This is a genomic window from Sporosarcina cascadiensis (assembly GCF_009650995.1).
In the GTDB taxonomy this organism is placed as follows: domain Bacteria; phylum Bacillota; class Bacilli; order Bacillales_A; family Planococcaceae; genus Sporosarcina; species Sporosarcina cascadiensis.
Window position 1 is genome coordinate 52,332 of the sequence record NZ_WHVV01000005.1, and the last position, 21,718, is coordinate 74,049.

21 protein-coding genes are annotated in these 21,718 nt (G+C 43.0%); 14 read left to right on the plus strand and 7 right to left on the minus strand.

The annotated features are described in order from the left end of the window. Positions 1–225 precede the first annotated feature (225 nt). The 3 genes from gshAB to GDZ68_RS06955 all read right to left on the minus strand — a co-directional run bounded on the left by gshAB (position 226) and on the right by GDZ68_RS06955 (position 4,590). Entirely contained in the window at positions 226–2,487 is a 2,262-nt protein-coding gene (gene gshAB / locus GDZ68_RS06945; RefSeq protein ID WP_153721552.1) for a bifunctional glutamate--cysteine ligase GshA/glutathione synthetase GshB, read from the minus strand. Positions 2,488–2,633: 146 nt separating this feature from the next. Further along, positions 2,634–3,467, minus strand: coding sequence for an S-formylglutathione hydrolase (gene fghA, locus GDZ68_RS06950; protein WP_153721553.1), 834 nt, complete (start codon positions 3,465–3,467; stop codon positions 2,634–2,636). Positions 3,468–3,471: 4 nt separating this feature from the next. Further along, positions 3,472–4,590: an S-(hydroxymethyl)glutathione dehydrogenase/class III alcohol dehydrogenase gene (locus GDZ68_RS06955; RefSeq protein WP_153721554.1), complete on the minus strand. Its 1,119-nt coding sequence runs from the start codon at positions 4,588–4,590 to the stop codon at positions 3,472–3,474. Positions 4,591–4,817: 227 nt separating this feature from the next. Here GDZ68_RS06955 and GDZ68_RS06960 point away from each other — a divergent pair, with 227 nt between their 5' ends. The 5 genes from GDZ68_RS06960 to GDZ68_RS06980 all read left to right on the plus strand — a co-directional run bounded on the left by GDZ68_RS06960 (position 4,818) and on the right by GDZ68_RS06980 (position 8,491). After that, complete coding sequence (locus tag GDZ68_RS06960) at positions 4,818–5,168, plus strand: winged helix-turn-helix transcriptional regulator (RefSeq protein WP_153721555.1); 351 nt, start codon at positions 4,818–4,820, stop codon at positions 5,166–5,168. Positions 5,169–5,312: 144 nt separating this feature from the next. Then, complete coding sequence (locus tag GDZ68_RS06965) at positions 5,313–6,092, plus strand: MerR family transcriptional regulator (protein ID WP_153721556.1); 780 nt, start codon at positions 5,313–5,315, stop codon at positions 6,090–6,092. Then, positions 6,093–7,124: a C45 family autoproteolytic acyltransferase/hydolase gene (locus GDZ68_RS06970; protein WP_153721557.1), complete on the plus strand. Its 1,032-nt coding sequence runs from the start codon at positions 6,093–6,095 to the stop codon at positions 7,122–7,124. It abuts the gene before it with no gap. Between the two features lie 96 nt (positions 7,125–7,220). Then, a complete protein-coding gene (locus GDZ68_RS06975) occupies positions 7,221–7,736 on the plus strand; it encodes a YehS family protein (RefSeq protein ID WP_194841093.1) in 516 nt (171 codons plus the stop codon). Positions 7,737–7,756: 20 nt separating this feature from the next. Further along, positions 7,757–8,491, plus strand: coding sequence for a Fic family protein (locus tag GDZ68_RS06980; RefSeq protein ID WP_153721559.1), 735 nt, complete (start codon positions 7,757–7,759; stop codon positions 8,489–8,491). Positions 8,492–8,566: 75 nt separating this feature from the next. Here the strand turns inward: GDZ68_RS06980 and GDZ68_RS06985 are convergent, their stop codons facing one another. Beyond that, on the minus strand, positions 8,567–9,376 hold the full coding sequence (locus GDZ68_RS06985; RefSeq protein ID WP_194841087.1) for a DUF817 domain-containing protein: 810 nt from the start codon (positions 9,374–9,376) through the stop codon (positions 8,567–8,569). Between the two features lie 151 nt (positions 9,377–9,527). Between GDZ68_RS06985 and GDZ68_RS06990 the strand changes: the two genes are divergently transcribed. Next, positions 9,528–10,229, plus strand: a complete 702-nt coding sequence (locus tag GDZ68_RS06990; RefSeq protein ID WP_153721560.1) for a peptidylprolyl isomerase — start codon at positions 9,528–9,530, stop codon at positions 10,227–10,229. 42 nt (positions 10,230–10,271) lie between these two features. Here the strand turns inward: GDZ68_RS06990 and GDZ68_RS06995 are convergent, their stop codons facing one another. Then, the gene (locus GDZ68_RS06995; protein ID WP_228551031.1) at positions 10,272–10,889 is read right to left on the minus strand and encodes a YczE/YyaS/YitT family protein; all 618 of its coding nucleotides are present in this window, start codon (positions 10,887–10,889) and stop codon (positions 10,272–10,274) included. Positions 10,890–10,977: 88 nt separating this feature from the next. Between GDZ68_RS06995 and GDZ68_RS07000 the strand changes: the two genes are divergently transcribed. Continuing rightward, complete coding sequence (locus GDZ68_RS07000) at positions 10,978–11,757, plus strand: TatD family hydrolase (protein ID WP_153721562.1); 780 nt, start codon at positions 10,978–10,980, stop codon at positions 11,755–11,757. 436 nt (positions 11,758–12,193) lie between these two features. Here GDZ68_RS07000 and GDZ68_RS07005 read toward each other — a convergent pair whose 3' ends face one another. Next, the gene (locus GDZ68_RS07005; protein WP_153721563.1) at positions 12,194–13,675 is read right to left on the minus strand and encodes an S-layer homology domain-containing protein; all 1,482 of its coding nucleotides are present in this window, start codon (positions 13,673–13,675) and stop codon (positions 12,194–12,196) included. A gap of 365 nt (positions 13,676–14,040) precedes the next feature. After that, entirely contained in the window at positions 14,041–14,532 is a 492-nt protein-coding gene (locus tag GDZ68_RS07010; protein WP_153721564.1) for a hypothetical protein, read from the minus strand. A gap of 421 nt (positions 14,533–14,953) precedes the next feature. Between GDZ68_RS07010 and isdC the strand changes: the two genes are divergently transcribed. From isdC to srtB, 7 genes are all read left to right on the plus strand, one after another. After that, complete coding sequence (isdC, locus tag GDZ68_RS07015) at positions 14,954–15,595, plus strand: heme uptake protein IsdC (RefSeq protein ID WP_153721565.1); 642 nt, start codon at positions 14,954–14,956, stop codon at positions 15,593–15,595. Continuing rightward, complete coding sequence (locus GDZ68_RS07020; RefSeq protein WP_153721566.1) at positions 15,592–17,064, plus strand: NEAT domain-containing protein; 1,473 nt, start codon at positions 15,592–15,594, stop codon at positions 17,062–17,064. The genes isdC and GDZ68_RS07020 overlap by 4 nt, the downstream gene beginning before the upstream one ends. Before the next feature lie 106 nt (positions 17,065–17,170). After that, positions 17,171–18,082 carry a hypothetical protein gene (locus GDZ68_RS07025; RefSeq protein WP_153721567.1) on the plus strand — a complete coding sequence of 304 codons (912 nt, stop codon included), beginning with the start codon at positions 17,171–17,173 and terminating at the stop codon, positions 18,080–18,082. A gap of 3 nt (positions 18,083–18,085) precedes the next feature. Beyond that, entirely contained in the window at positions 18,086–19,003 is a 918-nt protein-coding gene (gene isdE / locus GDZ68_RS07030) for a heme ABC transporter substrate-binding protein IsdE (RefSeq protein WP_153721568.1), read from the plus strand. Positions 19,004–19,044: 41 nt separating this feature from the next. Then, a complete protein-coding gene (locus GDZ68_RS07035) occupies positions 19,045–20,010 on the plus strand; it encodes a FecCD family ABC transporter permease (protein ID WP_153721569.1) in 966 nt (321 codons plus the stop codon). Positions 20,011–20,016: 6 nt separating this feature from the next. Next, entirely contained in the window at positions 20,017–20,787 is a 771-nt protein-coding gene (locus tag GDZ68_RS07040; protein WP_153721570.1) for an ABC transporter ATP-binding protein, read from the plus strand. 11 nt (positions 20,788–20,798) lie between these two features. Beyond that, complete coding sequence (gene srtB, locus GDZ68_RS07045) at positions 20,799–21,575, plus strand: class B sortase (RefSeq protein ID WP_153721571.1); 777 nt, start codon at positions 20,799–20,801, stop codon at positions 21,573–21,575. The last annotated feature ends 143 nt before the right edge of the window (positions 21,576–21,718 follow it).

Genomic DNA, 21,718 nt, shown 5'->3' on the forward strand with positions numbered 1-21,718 from the left:
CTGCCTAATACACAGAAGTCATTACTGCATAAAAGAAGAGGCCGTCAAGCAAGGACAAGGACTAACTTTGGTTCTTATCCAAAATCTTATTCTACTCACTAGCAAAGGCGCAACTGCGAGGTCAGCCGTTGTCGTGAGACAGCTAGCGTGCTCTTTGCTAGTTGGCTCATGACGTAAGGCAATCTCCTAGCGCCGAAGCGTATTAAAACCGGTAAGCTATATTTCTTACGCTGTCCCATCCTCAAACAACTCGGGGAATAAATACGCAATAATTTCTATAGTCAAACGCCGGGACGTCCCTTTGTAGGGATAGATATGCATATACATAGATGGATTAAAGTTGGCTTCAATAATTCCATAAGCATTTTCATCAGCTGCAGGAACTTCGGTGTTTTCAATAATTAAATCGATGCCGCTGATTTTTGCTTCCAGCGCAGCTACCGCGTCCGCCGCGATCTTCTTATAATCCTCAGGAATTTGATCGGTCACGTCAATGGAATCTCCGCCTGTGCTCACGTTGGAATTCTCACGCAGATAAACGACCTCATCCGCTTTTGGAATTGAATCTAGTTGATATCCCTGTCCTTTAAGCATAAGGACCTCCAGATCACCTAATTCAATAATTTCTAATGGTGTTCTGTGGTCTCTGCCTCGCAGCGGATCACGGTTCTTTTCGTTCACCAGCTCTTCAATTGTCTGTTTACCGTTACCTGTCACGTTGGCAGGTGTGCGCAGCAAGACTGCGTGAACCTTTTCATTCAGCACGAAGAAGCGATACTCTGTTCCACTGAGAAACTCTTCTATGAGTACAGAAGAATCTTCTTGAAATGCCAATGTAATAGCCTGTTGATAATCATCATAACCGGCACCGTCTTTAAAGATAGAAATCCCTAATCCATAGTTAGTAGTTTTCGGCTTCACCACAAAAGGCTTGGCGGAAAACACCTCATAAGCGCGCAGTGCATCTTCTATATCATTAAACTCATCACCTAAAGGCACACGGAATCCCTGTTGATGAAGGATTTTCTTCGTTACTGTTTTATTTTCCATAATTAAAGGGGAGACATAACTATCTTTACTTGTCATATTCCCGTTTTTTACATACTCAATATGATCATGTAATTTCAGCTTCAAAAATTGATCTTGCCGGTCTAAAATTTCCACCTGCAGTCCCTGCTGGATTGCATCAAACATTAGAATCTGTGTAGACAGCTCCATGTCAGTAAATCCTGTTAATTGATAGGGTTTAGCCCATGCCTCAGCATAATTTTCTTTCGCAATACTCACTGCTGTTTGTTTCTGGCTGCTTACTTCAATTTCTTTATATAGTCTTCCTGCTAAAGTTTTACTCGGGTCCGCCAGCATTTCTCTTAAGTTAACAAATAATGTATCTGAAACCGTCAGGCCTAAGATTTCTGCTGCCCGTTCCATTTCATCAATCATCTGTTCAGCTTCCGTTTTAAACTGAGTAGGCTCCAATGGATGCTCAAGAGCTACAGTATTATTGTAAGACTCACCTGATTTACAATCGGTGCTTTCATCTTTCCACAGCAAATATAATAGAAACAGATGCAGAAACTCCACTTGCTCGCGGCCGATCCCATACATTTCAAAAGGATTTAAATCTATATTTCTCACTTCAACATAGCGGACGCCCTGCTCTTCCAGTTTTGAGACATGACCTTTGCTTCTTAGACGGATAGCAGAATAAAACTCTTTTTCTTCTATTAAATATCCCTTTTTAACCATTGATTCAAGATCAGCCGCATAGTTTTCAATGCTGCTGTACGAAACTTGAACCTCGTCAGAATTTGTGTAACCATATTTACTGCTTCTAATACTTCTTACGGGCTTGCTAAAAGAATCCTCTTCGAAAAAGTTCTTTTCACTCACAGGGGAAGCTCCGTAAAAGTAAGTTGTCAGCCAGCGGTACTGTATATAGTTTCTCGTAAGTTTTAAGTAAATTTCACTCTTAAAATGACGATATTCTTTGATCTCCGACTGCAAATTAAATAACACTCGAATCAGTTGGTCATCAAATTCAAAATTAAAATGAATTCCGCTGATCATTTGTTTGCGGCGTCCATAGGATTTGGCTAAGTATCGGCGGTACAGAACACTCTCAAAATTTTTCAGCTTAGCAATGACAATATCTTCTTCCCTTTCCGGTAACTGCGGCGGCATGCTTAACGGCCAGATCATTTCTTGCTCACTCATAGAACGATAGGCAACGTCATGAATTGCTGATAAATGGTTAAACAGCTCTTCTATTGAATCAGTAACAGGCGTAATTAATTCCATTTGTGTTTCTGAAAAGTCCCGCTGAATGTATGGATGTTGATCTCTTGCGGAAAGCACTTCAGGATGGTCTGTTTTCGCTAAGTTTCCCGACAGATCCACCCGCTGGCCTTCTTTCTCAATTCCGTAGCGAGCTTTTAATAAGTATGGTCTAACGCGTTCATTGCCTAACATTTCTTTTAAATTCATAGTAGCTATCGCCCCCTGATTACTTTTTCACAGCAGTCTTTTCAGGAAATTAACCGCAATTTATAACAGAAAGCAGAAATTGAAAATATCCACATTTGGTTGAAATGTGGATACTTTCAATTCCACGTTTTATGATAAAAAGGGAATTAACCTAAGTGTTTCATATGGAAAGCAAAATGATCATCCAAGAAAGAAGCAATAAAGAAATAGCTATGATCATAACCATCTGCTTTTTTATAACTAACTGCTTGATTACTTTTCTGGGCATTTGCTAAGAATGCAGTTTCATCCAATTGTTCCGGATAAAACGTATCTTCGATACCTTGCGTAATGAGAATGGGCGGCATGCCAGTTTCTTTGATCAGTTCTGAAGCATCCCATTCTCTCCAAGCTGCTCGGTCCTCACCTAAATAAGCCGAGAAAGCTTTAATCCCCCATGGAACGTCACTGGGGCTGAGTATAGGAGAAAAAGCAGAAATGGCTTTGAATCTCGAAGCGTTTTTCATGCCGATAACCAACGCGCCATGGCCGCCCATTGAGTGACCCATTATGCTTTCTTCACCTGAGAAATCAGGAATTAATGTGGACGCAATTTCTGTTAATTCCTCTGTAATATACGTATACATTTTATAGTTAGCCGCCCATGGATCTTGAGTGGCGTCTACGTAAAAGCCTGCTCCTTTTCCAAGATCCCATGCTTCATCGTCCGCGGCATGTTCTCCGCGCGGCGATGTATCTGGAATCATGACAGCAGTTTGATGTTTGTCAGCCAATCGCTGAAAACCGCTTTTTTGACTGAAATTATCGTCTGTACAAGTCAAACCGGACAGCCACCAAATAAGAGGAATCTTTTTACCCTCTTTATTTGACGGCAGATAAAGGCTAAACGTCATATCACATTGTAAGACTTCTGAATAATGATGGTACTTACATTGCTCTCCATCAAAAGAGCGATGCTGTTCAATGCGTTCAATACTCATGCTCTCACTCTCCATATGTTAAGACTGTGCGGATCGATTCGCCTTTGTGAAGCAAATCGAATGCTTCATTAATATCCATAAAGTCTAAATGATGTGTAATAAATGAATCTAAATCAATCTTACCATTCATATAGTCTTCAATCATTCCCGGAAGCTCAGTTCTGCCTTTTACTCCACCAAAAGCTGAACCTTTCCAAACACGACCCGTAACTAGTTGGAATGGACGGGTCTGAATCTCTTTCCCTCCAGCTGCTACACCGATGATAATACTCTCTCCCCAGCCTTTATGACAGCATTCAAGAGCGGATCTCATGACTTCCACATTTCCAATACACTCAAAACTGTAATCCACTCCGCCATCAGTCATTTCAATGATCACTTCTTGGATTGGTTTATCGAATTTTGACGGGTTAATAAAGTCGGTAGCGCCCATCTTTTTAGCCAGTTCAAATTTGTCTTCGTTCATATCAATTGCGATAATGCGGCTTGCTTTTGCTTGAGCCAGACCTTGAACTACAGCTAATCCGATAGCACCTAAACCGAATACGGCCGTCACGGCTCCTTCTTCCACTTTCGCTGTATTATGGACAGCGCCAATCCCAGTTGTCACGCCGCATCCGAATAAACAGACTTTATCAAGCGGTACATTTGGGTCTTCTACTTTTACTAATGAAATTTCGGATACGACAGTATATTCACTGAACGTACTTGTTCCCATATAGTGATAAATTGGCTCGCCATTATAAGAGAAACGAGTTGTTCCGTCAGGCATTAACCCTTTACCCTGCGTTTCGCGAATCGCACTGCACAGATTTGTTTTCCCCGATAGACAGAACTTACATTTTCCACACTCAGGTGTATATAGCGGAATCACGTGGTCTCCCGGCTTTACTGAAGTTACTCCTTCACCTACAGAAACAACGACACCCGCACCTTCATGACCGAGTACAGCCGGAAATACGCCTTCAGGATCATCACCTGATAAAGTGTAGGCATCTGTATGACAGACAGAAGTGTACAGAATCTTTACTAATACTTCTCCTGCTTTTGGATCTTCTACATCAATTTCTACAATCTGAAGCGGTTCTCCCGATTTAAATGCAACAGCAGCTCTACTTTTCAAATGAAGACCTTCTTTCTACTATTTATAATAGTGATACTATACCCATAATTACATATCGCGAACCGATCAGCAATACTGACATATTTGTCACTATACGGGGTAAACTTCATTTATAACATATGACATGATGATGTTTACATTTACATACGGGCATACTATAATTCATCTTACCATACTGACAAATTTGTCAATTTGAATACAACGCTAATGGAAAGGTATGTGAATAAATAGTGATTCATTATAAAGAAAAAGAATATTACAGCAGTAAAGATTTGGCCTTGTCCGTTATAGGAGGACGATGGAAAATAGCGATTATTTGGTGCTTGCTTCAACAGTCTCCATTACGATTAAGTGAAATTGAAAAAAAGCTTCCCGATGCCAACCAGCGTATGCTGATTAGACAACTAAGGGAACTGGAAGACGATAAAATCATCACCCGGTTTGTCTATCCGATTGTCCCGCCTAAAGTGGAGTACGAATTAAGTGAAATCGGTCTTCTCCTGGAACCTGTTGTCACTTCGATCTGCAATTGGGGAGATACTTTCAGTAAGTTTTTAGAAGAGGAATCAGACGACTAACCATGCTGTTTGTTAAAATCGATTCAGTATCTATATGTGAATAGAAACAAGAATAATACGGCCCATTCCGACAGGGCCGTATTATTTTTATTGACCTTCAAGTTACTTTAAGGTGTATTCTTTTTGTAAGGAGGCTTGATTGATTTGAGTGAATTCATGACAATACAGGACTTTTCAAAAAGGACGGGTATTCCTAAGAGCACCTTACGCTATTATGAAGCAGAAAAGCTGCTTTGTTCTGTCGATAGGAATGGCAGCGGGTACAGAATATATAGAGAAGATCAGGTATCAGTAGTAAATTTGATTTCTAGTTTACGTTTAGCTGATATTCCCATGAAAGAAATCAAACTGTACTTGAACGAAGAAAATAATACTAACCGTCAAGGCATGAAAAAGCACTGGATAGAAAATATAAGAATGAAACAGGAAATACTACACATCGGCCTTCAGTATTTGGAAAGTGACTCGTTACTAAATGAAATATACTTGATAGATAAAAAGCGTGAAACGATTATTTGGTTTTCTGTCCAATCGGAAAAAGGCGGGTTCAAGAATCACTTTCTAAAAAGAGCTCAAGAATTGAAGGTTAATAAAATATTGGTCGACAGTTGGTATTTGAAATATGTTTCTGGTGATGAATATGTTAAAGCGCACATTGGTTTTGGTATTTCTTGTGCGACAGACACCGACCGACTAACTGAAATCGAGTCAGTCGAGCGAATGGGGGAGGGGATTTATATAACAATGCCTTTTCATGATCCGATTGAACAGATACATGAGGGATACTATAAATTAATGGATTATGCCATCCAGCATGAATGGATAGCTACCGGTCCCATAGTGGAATGGTATCGCGGTCCTCACTTCACCGAATTAGACCTAATTATGCCGGTAACTCAAATGACGCGCAAGGAGGAGAAGTGAATGGACAGTTATGAAGAGCTGGCTGTGAGAGTTGTAGAACTATCAGGAACCTATTATCAAATGGGTGTACAGCAGAGCAGAGAATTCAGCTCCTTCAATCATCTATGGAAAAATCGTTTTCAGTCCCGTATGAATGAACAAGCCGATGTGCAATGTGCAGAAGAGTTAGTGGGGAAAATTGCTCCGTCTATTCTTCATGAATTACATGGTTTAGCGACCGGGCTAGAGCTGCCGGCAGAAGAAGTAATCAGGCTCTATAGCGGCTACAATATTGATTTTCCTGAGATGGGCTGTACTTCATTTGTGTGTGATGGCCACTATGTACGGAATTATGATTTCAGCCCCGCACTCTATGATGCCAGACTCGTGTTTACCAATCCTAAAACTGGTTATGCAAGTGTCGGTTTTAGTCAGCAGGTAATCGGGAGGCTTGATGGTATGAATGAAAAGGGACTGGTGGCGGGTCTGCATTTTGTCTCAGCTGAACACAAGCAACCGGGATTCATCGCGACGACGATTGTTCGCATGCTCTTGGAGAAATGTGCCACTATTGAAGAGGCAATCAAGTTACTTGCAGAGATTCCACATGGATATTGCTATAATTATTCACTGACGGACCGGAGTAGGAAAAGTGTGATGATCGAAGCTGCTCCAGATAGTCAAGTGGTGAACAATACTAATCCTTTAATCTGCACGAATCATTTTGAATCAGAAACTCTCAAAACGAAAAATCGTGAAAACATACAGAATTCCATTCAGCGCAAGAATTTTATAAGCAGTTTACAAGGGGAAGAACTGACGCCAAGCAGCTTGTACAGCCAATTTAATGACGGAGGTTCCCCTTTATTTTTCAAACAATATAAAGAATACTTCGGAACGTTGCATACAGTTGTTTATTCACCAGCAGATTTATTACTTATGGTAGGTATCGGAGAAAATTGCGTTCCTGAAAAGTGGTCATTGCAGGAATTTTTAGAGGGGACTTTACTACTTCCTGAAAGTATTAAGGGCCAAATCAGGCATAAGACATAAGAGTCTGATGTGCTGCTCTGACCCTCGCATAAGACAATGAACGTAAAAACATACTATACTAAGAAGAACAACTGCAAACAGGAAAGGTATCAGGTGATCGCATTGAATAATAACGATATATTAGCCCGTTTACGATACGCATTGGATATAAAAGATGCTGCTATGGTCGAGATCTTTGAATTGGGCGGCGTGGAAACAACTAGACAGGAAGTCCGCGACATGCTGGCGAAAGCCAAAGACGATCAGGATTATGATTCACAGGAAAGTGAATATGTCAGAGAAATCGACAATCAGACGCTGGAATCGTTTCTGAATGGTCTGGTAACGCAGAAAAGAGGAAAGCAGGAAGGTCAATCGGAGAATACGCCGAATCAGTTCCTGATATCAGCCAATCATCGAAACAAAAATAACATTCTTCTCAAAAAACTGAAGATCGCACTTTCACTTACAGGCGAAGATATGATGGAAATTTTACACGAAGCAGGCGTTGATTTATCAAAAAATGAATTGAGTGCAGTGCTGAGAAAAGAAGGACACCGGAATTATAAAGAATGCGGCGACCGATATGCCAGAAACTTCCTAAAAGGATTGGCACTGCGTTATCGAGAATAAGCAAAAGAGGAGAGGACGGCATGTTCGCGACGATTGATGAAAAAAAGAGAAGGTTAGATGCGGCACGCCCATTACCTGAATATACGGTTCAAAGTCTAAGAGAAAAACTGTTCTTAGAGTGGACGTACAACTCCAATGCTATTGAAGGCAATACACTGACATTAAACGAGACGAAGGTAGTGCTTGAGGGAATAACAGTCGGTGGTAAAACTATGCGGGAGCACTTAGAAGTGATTAATCACCGCGATGCGATTTCATATGTGGAAGAGATTGTGCATAAAGCGGACGCCATGTCAGAATGGCAGATTAAGAATTTGCACCGGCTTGTTTTGAAGGGAATCAACGACGAGTATGCGGGTGTCTATCGAAATCAGCAAGTATTTATTTCAGGCGCTCAGCATATACCGCCAGAGCCTTTTAAAATTCAAGAACAAATGGAACAGCTTCTTACTTGGTATCATGGGGCAGCACAAAGTCTGCATCCGATTACCAGAGCGGCCATGCTGCATGCAATATTCGTAGGAATTCATCCATTTATCGATGGCAACGGAAGAACATCAAGACTGTTAATGAACTTGGAACTAATGAAGGCTGGTTATCCTCCTGTAATAATTAGAGTGGAAAGTCGTCTAACTTATTACAATGCATTGGACGAAGCCCATACGACTGAAGATTATCAGGATTTTATTGATTTAGTGGCGGGGGAAGCAGAGTCTACACTGAACCTGTACGTAAAAGCAGTAAATTGTAGATAGACGAATGTAGAGCACCTGGATCTTATAGTGAGATCACAGGTGCTTTTAGCATTCAGCTAATCATTCATACACAATCTAATCTTGTTTCTTCTTCACCTGTTTCAACGTTGCCACAATCAAAAAGCTGACGATCACCAGCAGCAGCCACGAACTTAGCTTCCCGATCCCGACCAGATGCCAAGTCTCGCTTTGATTCGGGTATCTCCAGGCACCGAAAAATGTCGCGATATTTTCGGCCACCCAGATGAAAAATCCAATGAGTACAAATGAAAACGCGATTGGCATACGGTAGCGGGTTTCGCCGACTTCATACGTTACCCATGACTGCCAGAAGACGATCAGCACGAGCGCAGACAGCCACCAGCGGATATCAATCCAGTAATGATGAGTGAAAAAGTTCAGATAGATGGCGGCAGCGAGCGGTGCAACGAGCCAAAGCGGCGGCCATTTCACCAAATCCACATGCAGCCTTCTCCATGCCTGGCACAGATAACTGGCGACACTGGCATACATGAATCCGCTGTACAGCGGCACCCCGAGTATTTTGAAATAGCCTTCTTCCGGATACGACCAGGACCCCATATTCACTTTAAATATTTCCAGAGCCAGTCCAATTAAATGGAAAAGCGTAATGACTTTTAATTCATCGCGCGTTTCGAGGCCGGAACGCACCATCCACCACTGCATGAGCAGGAAAATAATCAGCAGCCAGTCGTAGCGTGGCAGGAAAGGCAGAGGTATCACTTGGGTCAACGCCAATGAACCGAAAATAACAACCGGAAACAGACAGGACAGGGCCTGCTGCCAGCCAAAGCGGACGAGCTGCATCCATGCTGCTGCGATGGTAATTTTAATCGTTTTTTTCTGTGTCAAAGTTTTTTGCATAGGACACCGCCTTTTTATCAAAATAGACCGAATTCTTTCTGGAAATTAGTATGACGATAGCTGAGCTGTTATGGTTCACTCTTTGTTGGGAATTAGCTGGCTATCTGTTATATAATGAGTACGCACCATACATAAGGGAGTTGTAAAAAATATGTTCGTACGTAAAAAAACACTCTATTTACTATTCAGCTTAACAGCGCTTGTCTTCTTGCTGATGGGCTGCGGATCAAAAACAGAAGAGGGAAAACTGGTAGAACAGGAAGTTCCGGAAGAGCCGGTAAACGAGCCTGAAGAAGTGAAGGAAAAAGCAGCAGATTATTCAGCAGACGTAGAAGAAAATCCAATCGTGACGATTACGATGGAAAACGATGAGAAGATCGTCTTGGAGCTAGAGCCCAAAGTAGCGCCGAACACGGTAGCGAACTTTGTTTCATTGGTGGAAGAAGGCTATTACGACGGATTGATTTTCCATCGTGTCATTCCAGGCTTCATGATTCAGGGCGGAGATCCTTCAGGAAACGGTTCAGGCGGTCCAGGGTATTCAATTGACGGGGAATTTACGAATAACGGATTTGAAAACAATATGCTGCACGAGCGCGGTGTTCTGTCTATGGCCCGTACACAAGACCCGAACTCTGCCGGTTCACAGTTTTTCATTATGGCAGAAGATGTACCAGATCTTGATTCGGATTATGCTTCATTCGGCAAGGTAATCGAGGGAATGGAAACAGTGGATGCCATCGTGGCTGCTGAAACAGATCCTTCAGACAAGCCTTTAAAGGATCAGAAAATGAAAACAGTTGAAGTGGATACAAAAGGTTTTGACTATCCGTCCCCAACAGTTAATAAGTAAAACACACGAGGCTGCCCTTCAATAAAAAGGGCAGCCTGTATTTTATTCGTGCAGCGTCGGCTGAATGGTCATGGCTTTTATGTAGGGGATAAATAAACTAATAAACACGCCTGTGAAAAGTGCATTTACCAATGTACCAATGCCGATTGCTCCGTCAAAAAAGAAAGCTATGATTACGAGAATAATACTGATAATAGCTCGTGCATACGTTGTACTTAATCCGGTTAACCTGGATAATATTAGCATGGAACGATCCATGGGATTTGGTGCAAATGAAGATTGTAAATAAATTGCCACGCCCAAACCGATTAATACAATACCTAAGACTACGCATGTCCACTGACCAATCCAAGTGTGCGGTACGATCCAGTCACGCAATAAAAATAACCACGCATCAATTCCAAGCCCTGTAACAAACGAAGTGATAAGTGCGTAATACTCCGGTCTTTTTTTATCAGCGATGGCGTTGCATAAAACCAGTGATGCTCCGACGACAATTTCCCAGCTGCCGATGGTCAAGCCGAATGTGCGGTACAAGCCGACGAGCAGTGCGTCAAACGGGGAAGCACCGAGCGCTGATTGTATGGTAAAGGTGATGCCTAATGTTAAAACAATCAGGCCGATGAGATAATTATGAAATCCAGCCTGTAATAGTCGCAAAATATTTCATCTCCTTCATATGACGCAATCTTCTCTTTTTTATTGTAACCTACATAGGTATAGCCTTCTATAGAAAGCGGGGATAATTATGAACAGACGCCTGATCGATGCGCATATTCATTTGGATATGTACAGCGACGAAGAAAGAATCTTACTCCTGAAAGAGCTGGAAGCAAGTTATGTCGATGCATTGGTTGCGGTTTCAAAAGATTTATCGTCTTCCCATCGACAACTGGAGTCCGCACGTTTCGACAGCCGAATTAAGGCGGCAATCGGCTGGCATCCAGAGCAAGCTGTACCAAGTGAAGAAGAACTGCAGGCGATCTTGAACTTGATTGATGAAAATCATCATCTTCTGACGACGGTCGGTGAAGTAGGGCTGCCTTATTATCTGCGGCAGAAAAAAGCAGATCTGGATTTGCTGCCTTATGTAAAAGCACTCGAGAAATTCATTCAAAAAGCTGCCCATACCAAGCTGCCAATCGTTCTGCATGCAGTCTACGAAGATGCAGCTGCCGTATGTGATTTATTGGAAGCCTATTCAATTATGTCTGCTCATTTTCATTGGTTCAAGGGGGAGGATGCGGTGCTGAAGCGAATTCTTGCAAATGGCTATGTCGTTTCGGTTACACCTGATGTGGTGTATAAAGAAAAGATCCAGCATATTGTCGAACAGACACCGCTGTCACAGCTGATGGTGGAAACGGACGGACCCTGGCCATTTGAAGAGCGCTTTTCAGGTAAGCTTACACATCCTTCGATGATGCATGAGAGCGTACAGAAGATTGCTGATATCAAGCGAATGAATGCGGATGAAGTGTATAAAAGCATCTATGAAACAACTAAAGCGTTTTATCGGATTGAATAATAGAAGAAACATGCCCTCATCGAGTTAGAAGGTCCAGGTCGATTGCTTAAAATAACCAGTCAATTAATTGCGCTTCATTAGCATCTATTTTTGACATTCTGTCTTTAAGCATTATAAAAAGTGCGTTGAGGGGATTGCCTACGTCTTGAGGCTGCAGTTGCGCCTTTGATGGCCGGTGGAATATATCGAGATTCTGTTTCAACTGAATTCAACAGCGGACTGGCAGGTTAAACACATGTTTTGGTGAGGAACCAAATTAGTATTAGATTAGAACATTAATTAACAACGAATCCAGCTTTATAATCCAATACTTCAAACAACCTTTGGGTCTTGATGTTCAGCTGGTCGAAAAGTGCAGACGAGCCACACTTCCGCTCGTAACTTCATTCTCACGCACAAAAAAGCAGACACAAAGTGCATGTCTGCTTTTCTTACTTTAATCATTAAACACCATATCGTCTTCCTCACTACTCGTCGCATCGACATGCAGATAAGGCCCCAGTTTACTAACCCTGACCGTAATACCGTAGTAAATCCTGTGACTGCCCGGTGCTACCTTGCTATCCGGGAAGTCGATAAAGAATTCCCCAGTTTTCTTCGGAGTAATTCGGAACACATTCGTCCCCGGATCTCTCGTCACAGTCGCGATCTGCTCACTCCCCTTAGGCAGCACATGCTTGCCGAGTAGAGCGCCATCCCATATTTTCACTACTTCATCCTGTTTGATCGGGGTTATATGAGTATAGTAATAAAATTGGTCTTTGGCTTCAATCGACGAAATATAATAATGCATCTCCACACCATCAGTATACGTGACCGTCGCAATGAATTCTCCCGTCTGATCCATTTGGATGACATTGCAATATTGCAGCATCTGATTATCGCATCGCTTAAACGCCACGCGATCGTTTACCAGTTCCCCTTCCGCTGTCGCAAGAGTAATCGACTTAGCATCTATGAAAGCTCCGTTGTCATCCCTTCTTTCATAATACTTCCAAAGCTCCACAGGTGTAGAATAAATATCTGTAGTCTCTTCCAATGAGATATCCCATTTACCATTCACTTTTTTAACATGCACATAGTACTTTCTATAATTTTTATCAGAAGAATCAGCTTGTGCTTCTCCGGAAAACGTTAGCGTGCCCGTGCCTTCTTTTTTTGGAACAATATGAACCATCGTCTTTAAATTGATCTGGCTCGGTATTTCACTGTCAGCCACGATATCAAATACATCTGAGTTTGTTTTACTGACATCGTTGAATCGTTTCCATTTATAATCCTTCGCGTGTAACTTCAGAATCCCTGTCTTCACATCTTCTGACGCTTTCAAAATTTTTGCTGCTTGCCCTCTTGTAATGGAATCGTTCGGACTGTATGTCGTAGGAGATGTCCCCGTCGTCAAGCCAAGCTGATACAAACTATAAATACCGTCTCTGTGACCGTTTTTATGCACGACGTCCTTGAACCCGTAATCCGGATCACGATACAGCGGTAAGTCAAACGCTTTAATAATGATGGATGCCATCTGTGCTCGCGTGATGAAGTCATTCGGTCCGAAACGTCCATCACCGTAACCGTTGATCACACCTTTTCCAGCTAATGCGGCTATTGCCTTGTAATAACCGTTTGCCGTTGAGACATCCTTAAACTTTGGATCTTTCATATTTGCAGTATCGAGCTTTGTCATCTTCACAATAATTGCTGCCGCCTGTCCCCGCGTGATAGATTTGCCAGGTTTGAATGTGCCGTCCGGATAACCCCCTATTATATTGCGGGCCGCCAACTCATTGACCGACTCGGCAAAGTGTTTAGACGGCGGTACGTCCGAAAATGATTGTTCACTTGCAGCCATGCTCGTTACAGACATACTGCATGCCAGCAAAACAGCTCCACATACCGATAATATTTTCTTTTTCATTCGATTTCATCCTCTCCATAGTCTTGTAAGGTACCTTACAGACGGAGAAACCATGAAATAGTTTCAGAGTATTATAAGTTTATTTTCTCAAGAGGCAATACACGGTTAGACGCTGGTTTGGCGCGGTTCTTACTGTTCATTGCGCGGTCTGTCAGTAATTTAGAAGAGTCCTACATCTCGCACACTACTAAAAAGAAGGTTGTTCCAGTGGGTACGAAACGTTTTGAAATTATCGAGGAACAAGGTAAGCTGCAGCAATTCCTGGTGATCCGCGACAAGACGGGCGTTCTAAAAGCCTGTATCAAAGATTACTTTGTGATCTAAGATACAGGCTTTTTATTTCATCTCTACTATCTCTTCACACATTACAAACAAAGTACAATAATCTGAGAAGGTGCTGCCTGTGCGGGGATGCTTCTCGTAGTTGCTCCGTATACCACAATTAAATTTCTTCCGCCGACCTCGCCGGTGAACGGCTGCCCGTTTTGCAGTACTATTTGTGTTTGAGGAGAAATGTTCAGTTTCAGCGTCCCGTCACGGCTTTCTAAACGGCGGTTGAAATAATCCACTTTTACACGGTAATAAGGAGAATCTTTACTCATAATGAGGGCTCTGTATTGGGGCGGATAGATCATGGGTGCCGGGGCATTTGCATCATAAAATCCAGTGACCCGGTCGCCTGTATTGATTATTGCATGATCGACAAAATAGGTTGTCGGCTCCACAACAAAATTGACAATATTTCCATACCCGTTATCGACCGTGAACATTTTATAGCATCCGGCTTCATTTTCCTGCCCAATCGAAAAGTCCTCAATCATCATCACTGTGCCGCTGAAAGATAGAAAGTTCATCATTCGGCCCCTTCCGTTATTTAATCAGTCCACTTGTATAGCCTATGTAAATTTTGAAGTTCGGTGAATACGGACAGAAAGTCTAATGGAAGATTGCTGAATCATTCAGTACTAAATTAATAAGATCGTTTTCTGTCGAAAAGTAACGAGTGATTCATCCCGGAAATAATTGACATGGCAGGCAAGACAGGATATAGTAAATGATAATCGTTCTCATTAATTGAATGGTATGAAAAGATATACATAGTAAAGGCCGCCAGTCACACAAATGTCATGAAGGTTCATAATAAATCTTTGAATTTATGGCCGAAAGACAAGGGATTTGTGAGATACTTTATAGGTGGGAATCTGCCCAGCATATAGAAAAACCTATATCAATTATCCTTAAGATGGAACTAACATACTGAAAGGGGACGAATAAATAATGAAAAATGGATTTATTTTTGTTTTATTAGCCAGTGTTCTCATGCTGACAGTGGCTTTGCCGCAAGCATCGGCACAAGTTGCAGATGGAACGCATTCACTCGATTATCAGGTGAATCAGCCAAATAGCAGCTCTGCTTCGATTGCCAATGATTACTTCTTGAAGCCCGCAAAGGCAACGGTCAAAAATGGGGTTGCCACAGTGGGGCTTACATTGAAAAACAGCACGTGGATCACAAAATTCCAGCCGCCTGGCGGTGCGACTGTACTCAGTGAGGATAAGGCAGCAGATACACGTGTCGTACAGTTTACAGTGAACGATCTGTCAAAACCTCTCACGATCGAAATGAAGGTAGATGTAGATGATATTAATTACCACCATGAATATTCGGTTGACCTCGTTTTTGACGAAGCAGCGGCAGTCGCTCCACCGGTAAAAGATGAAACAGTGAAACCAACTCCGGAAAAGGATAAAGCACCTGCTTCCAGTACGACAGGAACAAAGAAACCGTCGGCTGAAAATCAAGTGAAAAATCCGCAAACTAGTGATTCAACGCCGTACTTACTAATCTTTGCATTAGCAGGTTCAGCATTTTTACTTTATAGAACTAGAAACCAAAGAAAACAGGGGGAACAATCATGACAAAAAAGACTACATCACGCGCAACAAAAGCGGTACTGGCTTCATTACTGGCAGCATCCATCGCACTTCCATCAGCTGCTTCAGCAAGCACGAACCCGATCAGCTCAAGCAATAATGCAGCAACTACACTTGCTGAGACAATTGCAGCAGATCAGATTATCGACTTCCACGTATATAAGCCAGGAACAACTGAACCACAACCGGCAATTAGCGGCCACATCGTACCTCAGGGGACACTTGTTGAAAAAGACGGAAAAACTACAGCGTATTTAACGGTTGCAGCTAAATCTGCCCCTATGATTGCAGGTTTACAAACGAAACAAGGCGAAGAGTTTGTTGATGCAGCTGGCGTGAAAAACACAGATGGTACAATCACATACAGTTTCCCGGTTGTTAAAGATACAGTTTATCCAGGTAAGATTCATGTGGTAGTACCGGCGATGAGCATGGACACATGGTATGAATTCGACTTCAAAGCAACAGCAGCTAAAAACGATGTAGAAGCAGAAGTTAAATCAGTACCTGTAAAAGTTTATAAAGATGGAACAAGCGAAGAATCTATGATGAAGCAGTACATGTCTTCAACTGCATCTGTGAAGAAGCTGGCAGACGGCAATGAAGTAACGGTTTCATTCCCTAAAGGCCACTACATCCAAGAGTTCAAAGTGGATGGCAAGGTTGTAGCAATTGCTACAGACGACAAGTCTACAGGTGAACGTACGTATACGTTCAAAGTAGCAGACTTAACAAAATTAGTGAATGCTGACCTGCATGTGATTGTAGACGAAGCGGGCGTTAAGTATGATTCAAATCATAAAGTTCAAATTGGACTGGACGGAGCGAAGCCGGGCGACAAGCCAGTGGAAACGCCAAAGCCTGAACCTACTCCCGATCCAATCGTAAATCCATTCAAAGACATCGATAAAGACGGCAATAAAGAAGCAATCCTTGCACTTTACAAGAAAGATATTATCAAAGGTGCAGACAAGTTCAACCCGCGCAACAACATCACCCGCTCACAATTTGCGTTGATGATCGCACGTGCATTAGACTTGAAATCTTCAGGATCTGCAGGCTTTAAAGACCTTGGCAATATTACAGATAAAGAGCGCGTAGACGCTATCAATGCCTTGGCGCAAGCAGGTATTGTTCAAAAGAACGAAAAGTTCAATCCGAATAACACATTGACTCGCCAGCAAGGTGCATTAATGCTTTACCGTGCTGTGAATCACGCGGCAGGAAATGAAATGAATATCGGCGATACAAGCCTTAAATATTATGCAGACGGAGCAGTTGTCACAGATCCTGAAACGAAAAAAGCATTTGCTTTATTGTATGCAGGAGGAATCATGACAGGCTCTCAGACGGCTGACGGTAAAAAGGTAATTAACGCAGGCAGCCCGCTGCAGCGCACACAAATGGCTAAGATCTTAAACGGTTCATTGGATTTTATGGACAAAAATAAATAAGTAATTCGAACAGATACTTCCTCTCGCTTTTTTCATTAAGCGGGAGGAAGTTCCTGTCGTTTTATCTGTAATCGGCCAGAATAGGAAGGGAGCGTGCGGGTTTGAAATGAAAAGAATAGGTGGTCTTTCCATCCTGATTTTGATGATCTCTGTACTGCTGCCTTATCATTCAGCTGCAGACGCGGCTGAACAAAAAAACGTCAATGGTATGTATCAAGTTGAGCTAAGTTTTCAATCAGATGAATCAGCAGGTCAGGAAATTTTATTCGGCGACAAGGCTGAACTGACGGTTAGAGAAGGTCGCTACATTCTCTCGGTTCCAGTAAAGTATCAGGACGTCATCAAGAAAGTAACCGTTCAGCAGTCAGGAAACCAGATGAAGTCATCGCTGAATGCGGATGAAAATTTAGTTCAGTTTGATATGGAGAATGTACTGGCAAGTGTCATGATTGAAGGAGAGTATCAATGGTCCGAAGATGATCTTTTACTATCCTTCTCGCAGGAAATAGTAATTCTTGCAGATTCTTTACCGAAGGAAGAGCAGAAGCCGGCAGCTGACGGCACGGTGCTGACCGACAGAAATAAACAGCTGCCCGTCAAAACTGAATCTGTCCATCGGAATAAAACTCCAATCATAAAAGAGCGGGAAAAACGTACCTATACCCCCCGGCCGTCCAGGCATTCAAAAGAGGCTGCAGAAGCCCGAGAGAAAAAGCAGGCTGCAGAAATGGCACGAAAAGCAGCAACTGAAGAAGAGCAGCTGGTATTTGATCGTACACAGGATGCAGCAGCAAAAGTGCAGTCAGCAGTAAAAGAGCAGACTCCTGTGAGACCGGCAGTCGTACAGATAGCAGGGGAAAAAGCGGAAGTGGCATCCACTTCAGTTCATACAGCAGAAGGCCAGGCTATTCCATTTAATGTTGTAAAAGTCTGTATCCTGTTTCTTGCCTGTATCCTTTCAGGAGTTTTATTAATTCGGCGACTGGTCAGCAGAAAAAAAGAAGTTATCAGTAAATGATGAATGGAGGATCAGAGCGTGCAGAAAACATGGAGATATTTTACGTTGTTCGCAGCTGTTTTGTTACTAGCTTTTGCGGCAGGCTGCGGTGCAGATACAGATAAGGAAAGTGCGTCAGCTGAAGCCGGTAATGACAAAGCAGAAGGTTCGGATCAACGCATCATAGCGGGGACAGTCGTTATCGCAGATATCCTGGATAAATTAGATATTGACGCAATTGCGATACCCGAATCAGAAAAACAGCTGGCGCCGCGTTTTGACGGACTGCCAACAATCGGCAATGCCATGACGCCCGATATGGAGATCGTGAAGTCGCTGGATCCGACAGAAGTATTGTCCGTATCCACACTGGAATATGATTTGACGGACAGTTTTGAGCAGTTGAATATACCGGTGAAATTTTTGAACTTCCAAAGTGTTGACTCGATGATCACAGAAATTCAGACACTGGGTGAGCGTTACAACCGCACAGAAAAGGCAGATAAGCTGGTTTCGAATCTGCAAAAGAATATTGAAGCAGCAGAAACAGTCGCAGCGAACCGTAAAGGACCGCGTGTTTTGATTTTACTCGGGATTCCAGGCAGCTATCTGGTAGCTACCGAGAATTCCTATGCAGGTGATTTGGTGAAGCGCGCGGGCGGTATTAACGTGATGGAAGGGCAGGATCCTGAATATCTTTCTTCCAATACAGAATATCTTCATAACAGCAATCCAGACATAATTCTTCGGCTGTCACATGGTATGCCGGAAGAAGTGGTGGAGATGTTTGATGAAGAGTTCAAAACGAACGACGTGTGGAAACACTTTGATGCGGTGAAAAACGGCAAAGTCTATGATCTAGAAGAAGAGCTTTTCGGAACGACCGCTTCACTGCAGGTACCGGAAGCATTGAAAGAATTAATTAAGATTTTCTATCGTTGATCAGGATGATTGATGAATTACGGTGAAAAAGGAAGACCGTTATGACAAAAAGAATTGTTAGTTATGTGGCTGTAGCTGTGCTGCTCATAGTGACCATCGTTTATTCAGCTGCGACAGGCAGTATTCAGATGGGCTTTTTCGAATTTTTGGGTGCGCTTTTTGAAAAGGGAAACAGTCAGATGGAAGCGATCCGGGATCTGCGCTTTCCCCGGATCATTGTTGCTTTATTTGCCGGGGCGGCCCTTTCGGTTTCCGGTGTTCTGCTGCAGTCTGTTATGCGTAACCCACTGGCAGACGCGGGAATTATCGGAATTTCATCCGGTGCTGCTTTTGTTCAGTTATTTATTATTTCATTTTTTCCCGCACTCTTTTTCATGACTCCCTTATTTGCGTTTATGGGAGGTGCTTTTGCCTGCTTCCTCGTTTTTGCGCTGTCATGGAAGTCGGGGCTCAGTCCGTTGAAATTAATCCTTGTAGGAATCGCGATCAATGCGATGTTCACAGGCCTGACGGAAGCATTCATCAGCTTTGGCGGCTCGTTGAATGTCTCGGCGTCAAGTGTCATCGGTTCGAATCTGACACTGCGGACGTGGAAAGATGTTTCAACAATTGTTACATATGGAACGATTGGACTGGTGCTGGCGTTTGCACTGTACAGCTGGTGCAACTTGCTGGTACTGCAGGATAAAACAGCAAAGAGTATTGGTTTTCATGTGGCGCGCGCACGGCTGATCATTGCGGCAACGGCCGTTTTATTATCAGCCATTTCAGTCGTCGTGGCAGGGGTCATTTCATTTGTCGGCCTGCTCGTACCACATATCGCACGCCGGTTAGTCGGCTATGACCATAAAGTGCTCCTACCATTTACCGCATTGCTGGGGGCATTGATTATTTTGCTGGCTGACACCATTGGAAGGACGATTGTGGCCCCGCTGGAGATTCCTGCATCGACGATCATGGCAATCATTGGCGGCCCATTCCTCATATTCTTACTGCGAAAAGAGTGACCTGCTATGGAAATGAAAAGTATCATTGTCTCCCATGATAATAAAACGAACCATCTGGACGGTGTGACGACGTCGATACAAAAAGGCAAAGTTACGACAATTATCGGTCCGAACGGCTGTGGGAAATCGACGTTATTAAGTGTGCTGTCCAGAAACAATACGCCGAAGTCGGGTGCTGTTTCATTGGAAAATCGTGACCTGCTGCAGTATAAGCCAAAGGAATTCGCAAAAAAACTGGCGATAGTTTATCAACAGAATGATATACCAAAAGATTTAACGATTGAAAAGCTCGTCGGCTTTGGCCGGCTGCCGCATAAAAACTTGCTGCAGCGCGCGCGGGAAGAGGATCTTCAGGCAATCGACTGGGCGCTGTCGGTGACGAATCTGAATGATAAGCGCGATAAAGATCTGGAGGCATTATCGGGCGGTGAGCGCCAGCGTGTGTGGATTGCGATGGCACTGGCACAGCGCTCTGAGATTCTGTGCCTGGATGAGCCGACTACTTATTTGGATATCTATTACCAAATTGAGCTGCTCGAGCTGGTGAAGTCGCTGAATGAAGAATACGGCCTGACGATTGTTATGGTGCTGCATGATATCAACCAGGCAATCCGTTACAGTGATGAAATCATTCTGATGAAGGCTGGACAGATTGTGGCTGAAGGATCGCCGCGTGAAGTCATTACGAAAGATGTCATTAAGCAGGTCTATGGCGTGAACGCGGTCTTTAAGGAAGACGACGAACTTGGCCTCTATATGATGTCACTCGGTATTTAGGAGGTCTCCGAATGAAAAAACGCCTATCGAAGCTGATGCCGTTTGTCTATCTGGCGGTCTTCCTGTATTCAGGTTATTTGCTGGTACAGTATCTTTATACATATATAGAAGCTGCGGGTACATTGAAAGAAACACAGGAAATCTATGAGACGGCGCTGGGAAATGTGACAGAGCCTGCCGTTTCAGAAGGGTCAAATAAAGAGGATATTTTATCACGCTATACGATGAGGCCGCAGTTTGATGAGCTGCATAAAATCAATGACGATATTGTCGGCTGGATTTCAGTTGAGGGCTCAAAGGTCAATAACCCGATACTGCAGGCGGAGGATAATGATTTTTATCTGAACCGGAACTTCAAAGGTGATTACAGCCGTGCAGGAAGTGTCTTCATGGATTACCGCAACGATGTCACCGATATGAGCCGTAACACGGTGATTTACGGGCATGCCATGAGAAACGATACGATGTTCGGCAGCCTGAAGAAGTTTGGAGATCAGGACTATGCCAATAAACATTCCGTGATCTATGTGGATACGCTGTACGAAGGTTATGACATTGAAGTGTTTGCCGCCTATGAAACGACGATCGACTTTTATTATATTGAGACGCATTTCCAGTCGGATGAAGAGTTTGCGGGTTTCTTAGGGGAAGTGGAATCACGTTCGCTGATTGAGATGCCGGTGGAAGTGGGACCGGATGATAAAATCGTTACGCTTTCCACATGCAATAACTCTGTGAACAGTAAAGACAAGCGCTACGTAGTGCAGGGGAAATTAGTGAAAAGATAAATAAGTACCAGGTGCACAAGGGTGTGAAAAGACCAGGAACAAAAAAGGAATGCGTGGGTATGCATTCCTTTTTTGTTTTTCCTAGGAAAAATAGCGGATTGATAAGTAAAAGAGGTCTGTGTATAGTTCTGAGTTACAGACCA

Excerpts from the sequence above, each read along its gene's own strand:
- gshAB (WP_153721552.1), bottom strand. The coding sequence starts at position 2,487 with ATGAATTTAAAAGAAATGTTAGGCAATGAACGCGTTAGACCATACTTA.
- fghA (WP_153721553.1), bottom strand. The coding sequence starts at position 3,467 with ATGAGTATTGAACGCATTGAACAGCATCGCTCTTTTGATGGAGAGCAA.
- GDZ68_RS06970 (WP_153721557.1), top strand. The coding sequence starts at position 6,093 with ATGGACAGTTATGAAGAGCTGGCTGTGAGAGTTGTAGAACTATCAGGA.
- GDZ68_RS06980 (WP_153721559.1), top strand. The coding sequence starts at position 7,757 with ATGTTCGCGACGATTGATGAAAAAAAGAGAAGGTTAGATGCGGCACGC.
- GDZ68_RS06985 (WP_194841087.1), bottom strand. The coding sequence starts at position 9,376 with ATGCAAAAAACTTTGACACAGAAAAAAACGATTAAAATTACCATCGCA.
- GDZ68_RS06990 (WP_153721560.1), top strand. The coding sequence starts at position 9,528 with ATGTTCGTACGTAAAAAAACACTCTATTTACTATTCAGCTTAACAGCG.
- GDZ68_RS07000 (WP_153721562.1), top strand. The coding sequence starts at position 10,978 with ATGAACAGACGCCTGATCGATGCGCATATTCATTTGGATATGTACAGC.
- GDZ68_RS07005 (WP_153721563.1), bottom strand. The coding sequence starts at position 13,675 with ATGAAAAAGAAAATATTATCGGTATGTGGAGCTGTTTTGCTGGCATGC.
- GDZ68_RS07010 (WP_153721564.1), bottom strand. The coding sequence starts at position 14,532 with ATGATGAACTTTCTATCTTTCAGCGGCACAGTGATGATGATTGAGGAC.
- isdC (WP_153721565.1), top strand. The coding sequence starts at position 14,954 with ATGAAAAATGGATTTATTTTTGTTTTATTAGCCAGTGTTCTCATGCTG.
- GDZ68_RS07020 (WP_153721566.1), top strand. The coding sequence starts at position 15,592 with ATGACAAAAAAGACTACATCACGCGCAACAAAAGCGGTACTGGCTTCA.
- GDZ68_RS07025 (WP_153721567.1), top strand. The coding sequence starts at position 17,171 with ATGAAAAGAATAGGTGGTCTTTCCATCCTGATTTTGATGATCTCTGTA.
- isdE (WP_153721568.1), top strand. The coding sequence starts at position 18,086 with ATGGAGGATCAGAGCGTGCAGAAAACATGGAGATATTTTACGTTGTTC.
- GDZ68_RS07035 (WP_153721569.1), top strand. The coding sequence starts at position 19,045 with ATGACAAAAAGAATTGTTAGTTATGTGGCTGTAGCTGTGCTGCTCATA.
- GDZ68_RS07040 (WP_153721570.1), top strand. The coding sequence starts at position 20,017 with ATGGAAATGAAAAGTATCATTGTCTCCCATGATAATAAAACGAACCAT.
- srtB (WP_153721571.1), top strand. The coding sequence starts at position 20,799 with ATGAAAAAACGCCTATCGAAGCTGATGCCGTTTGTCTATCTGGCGGTC.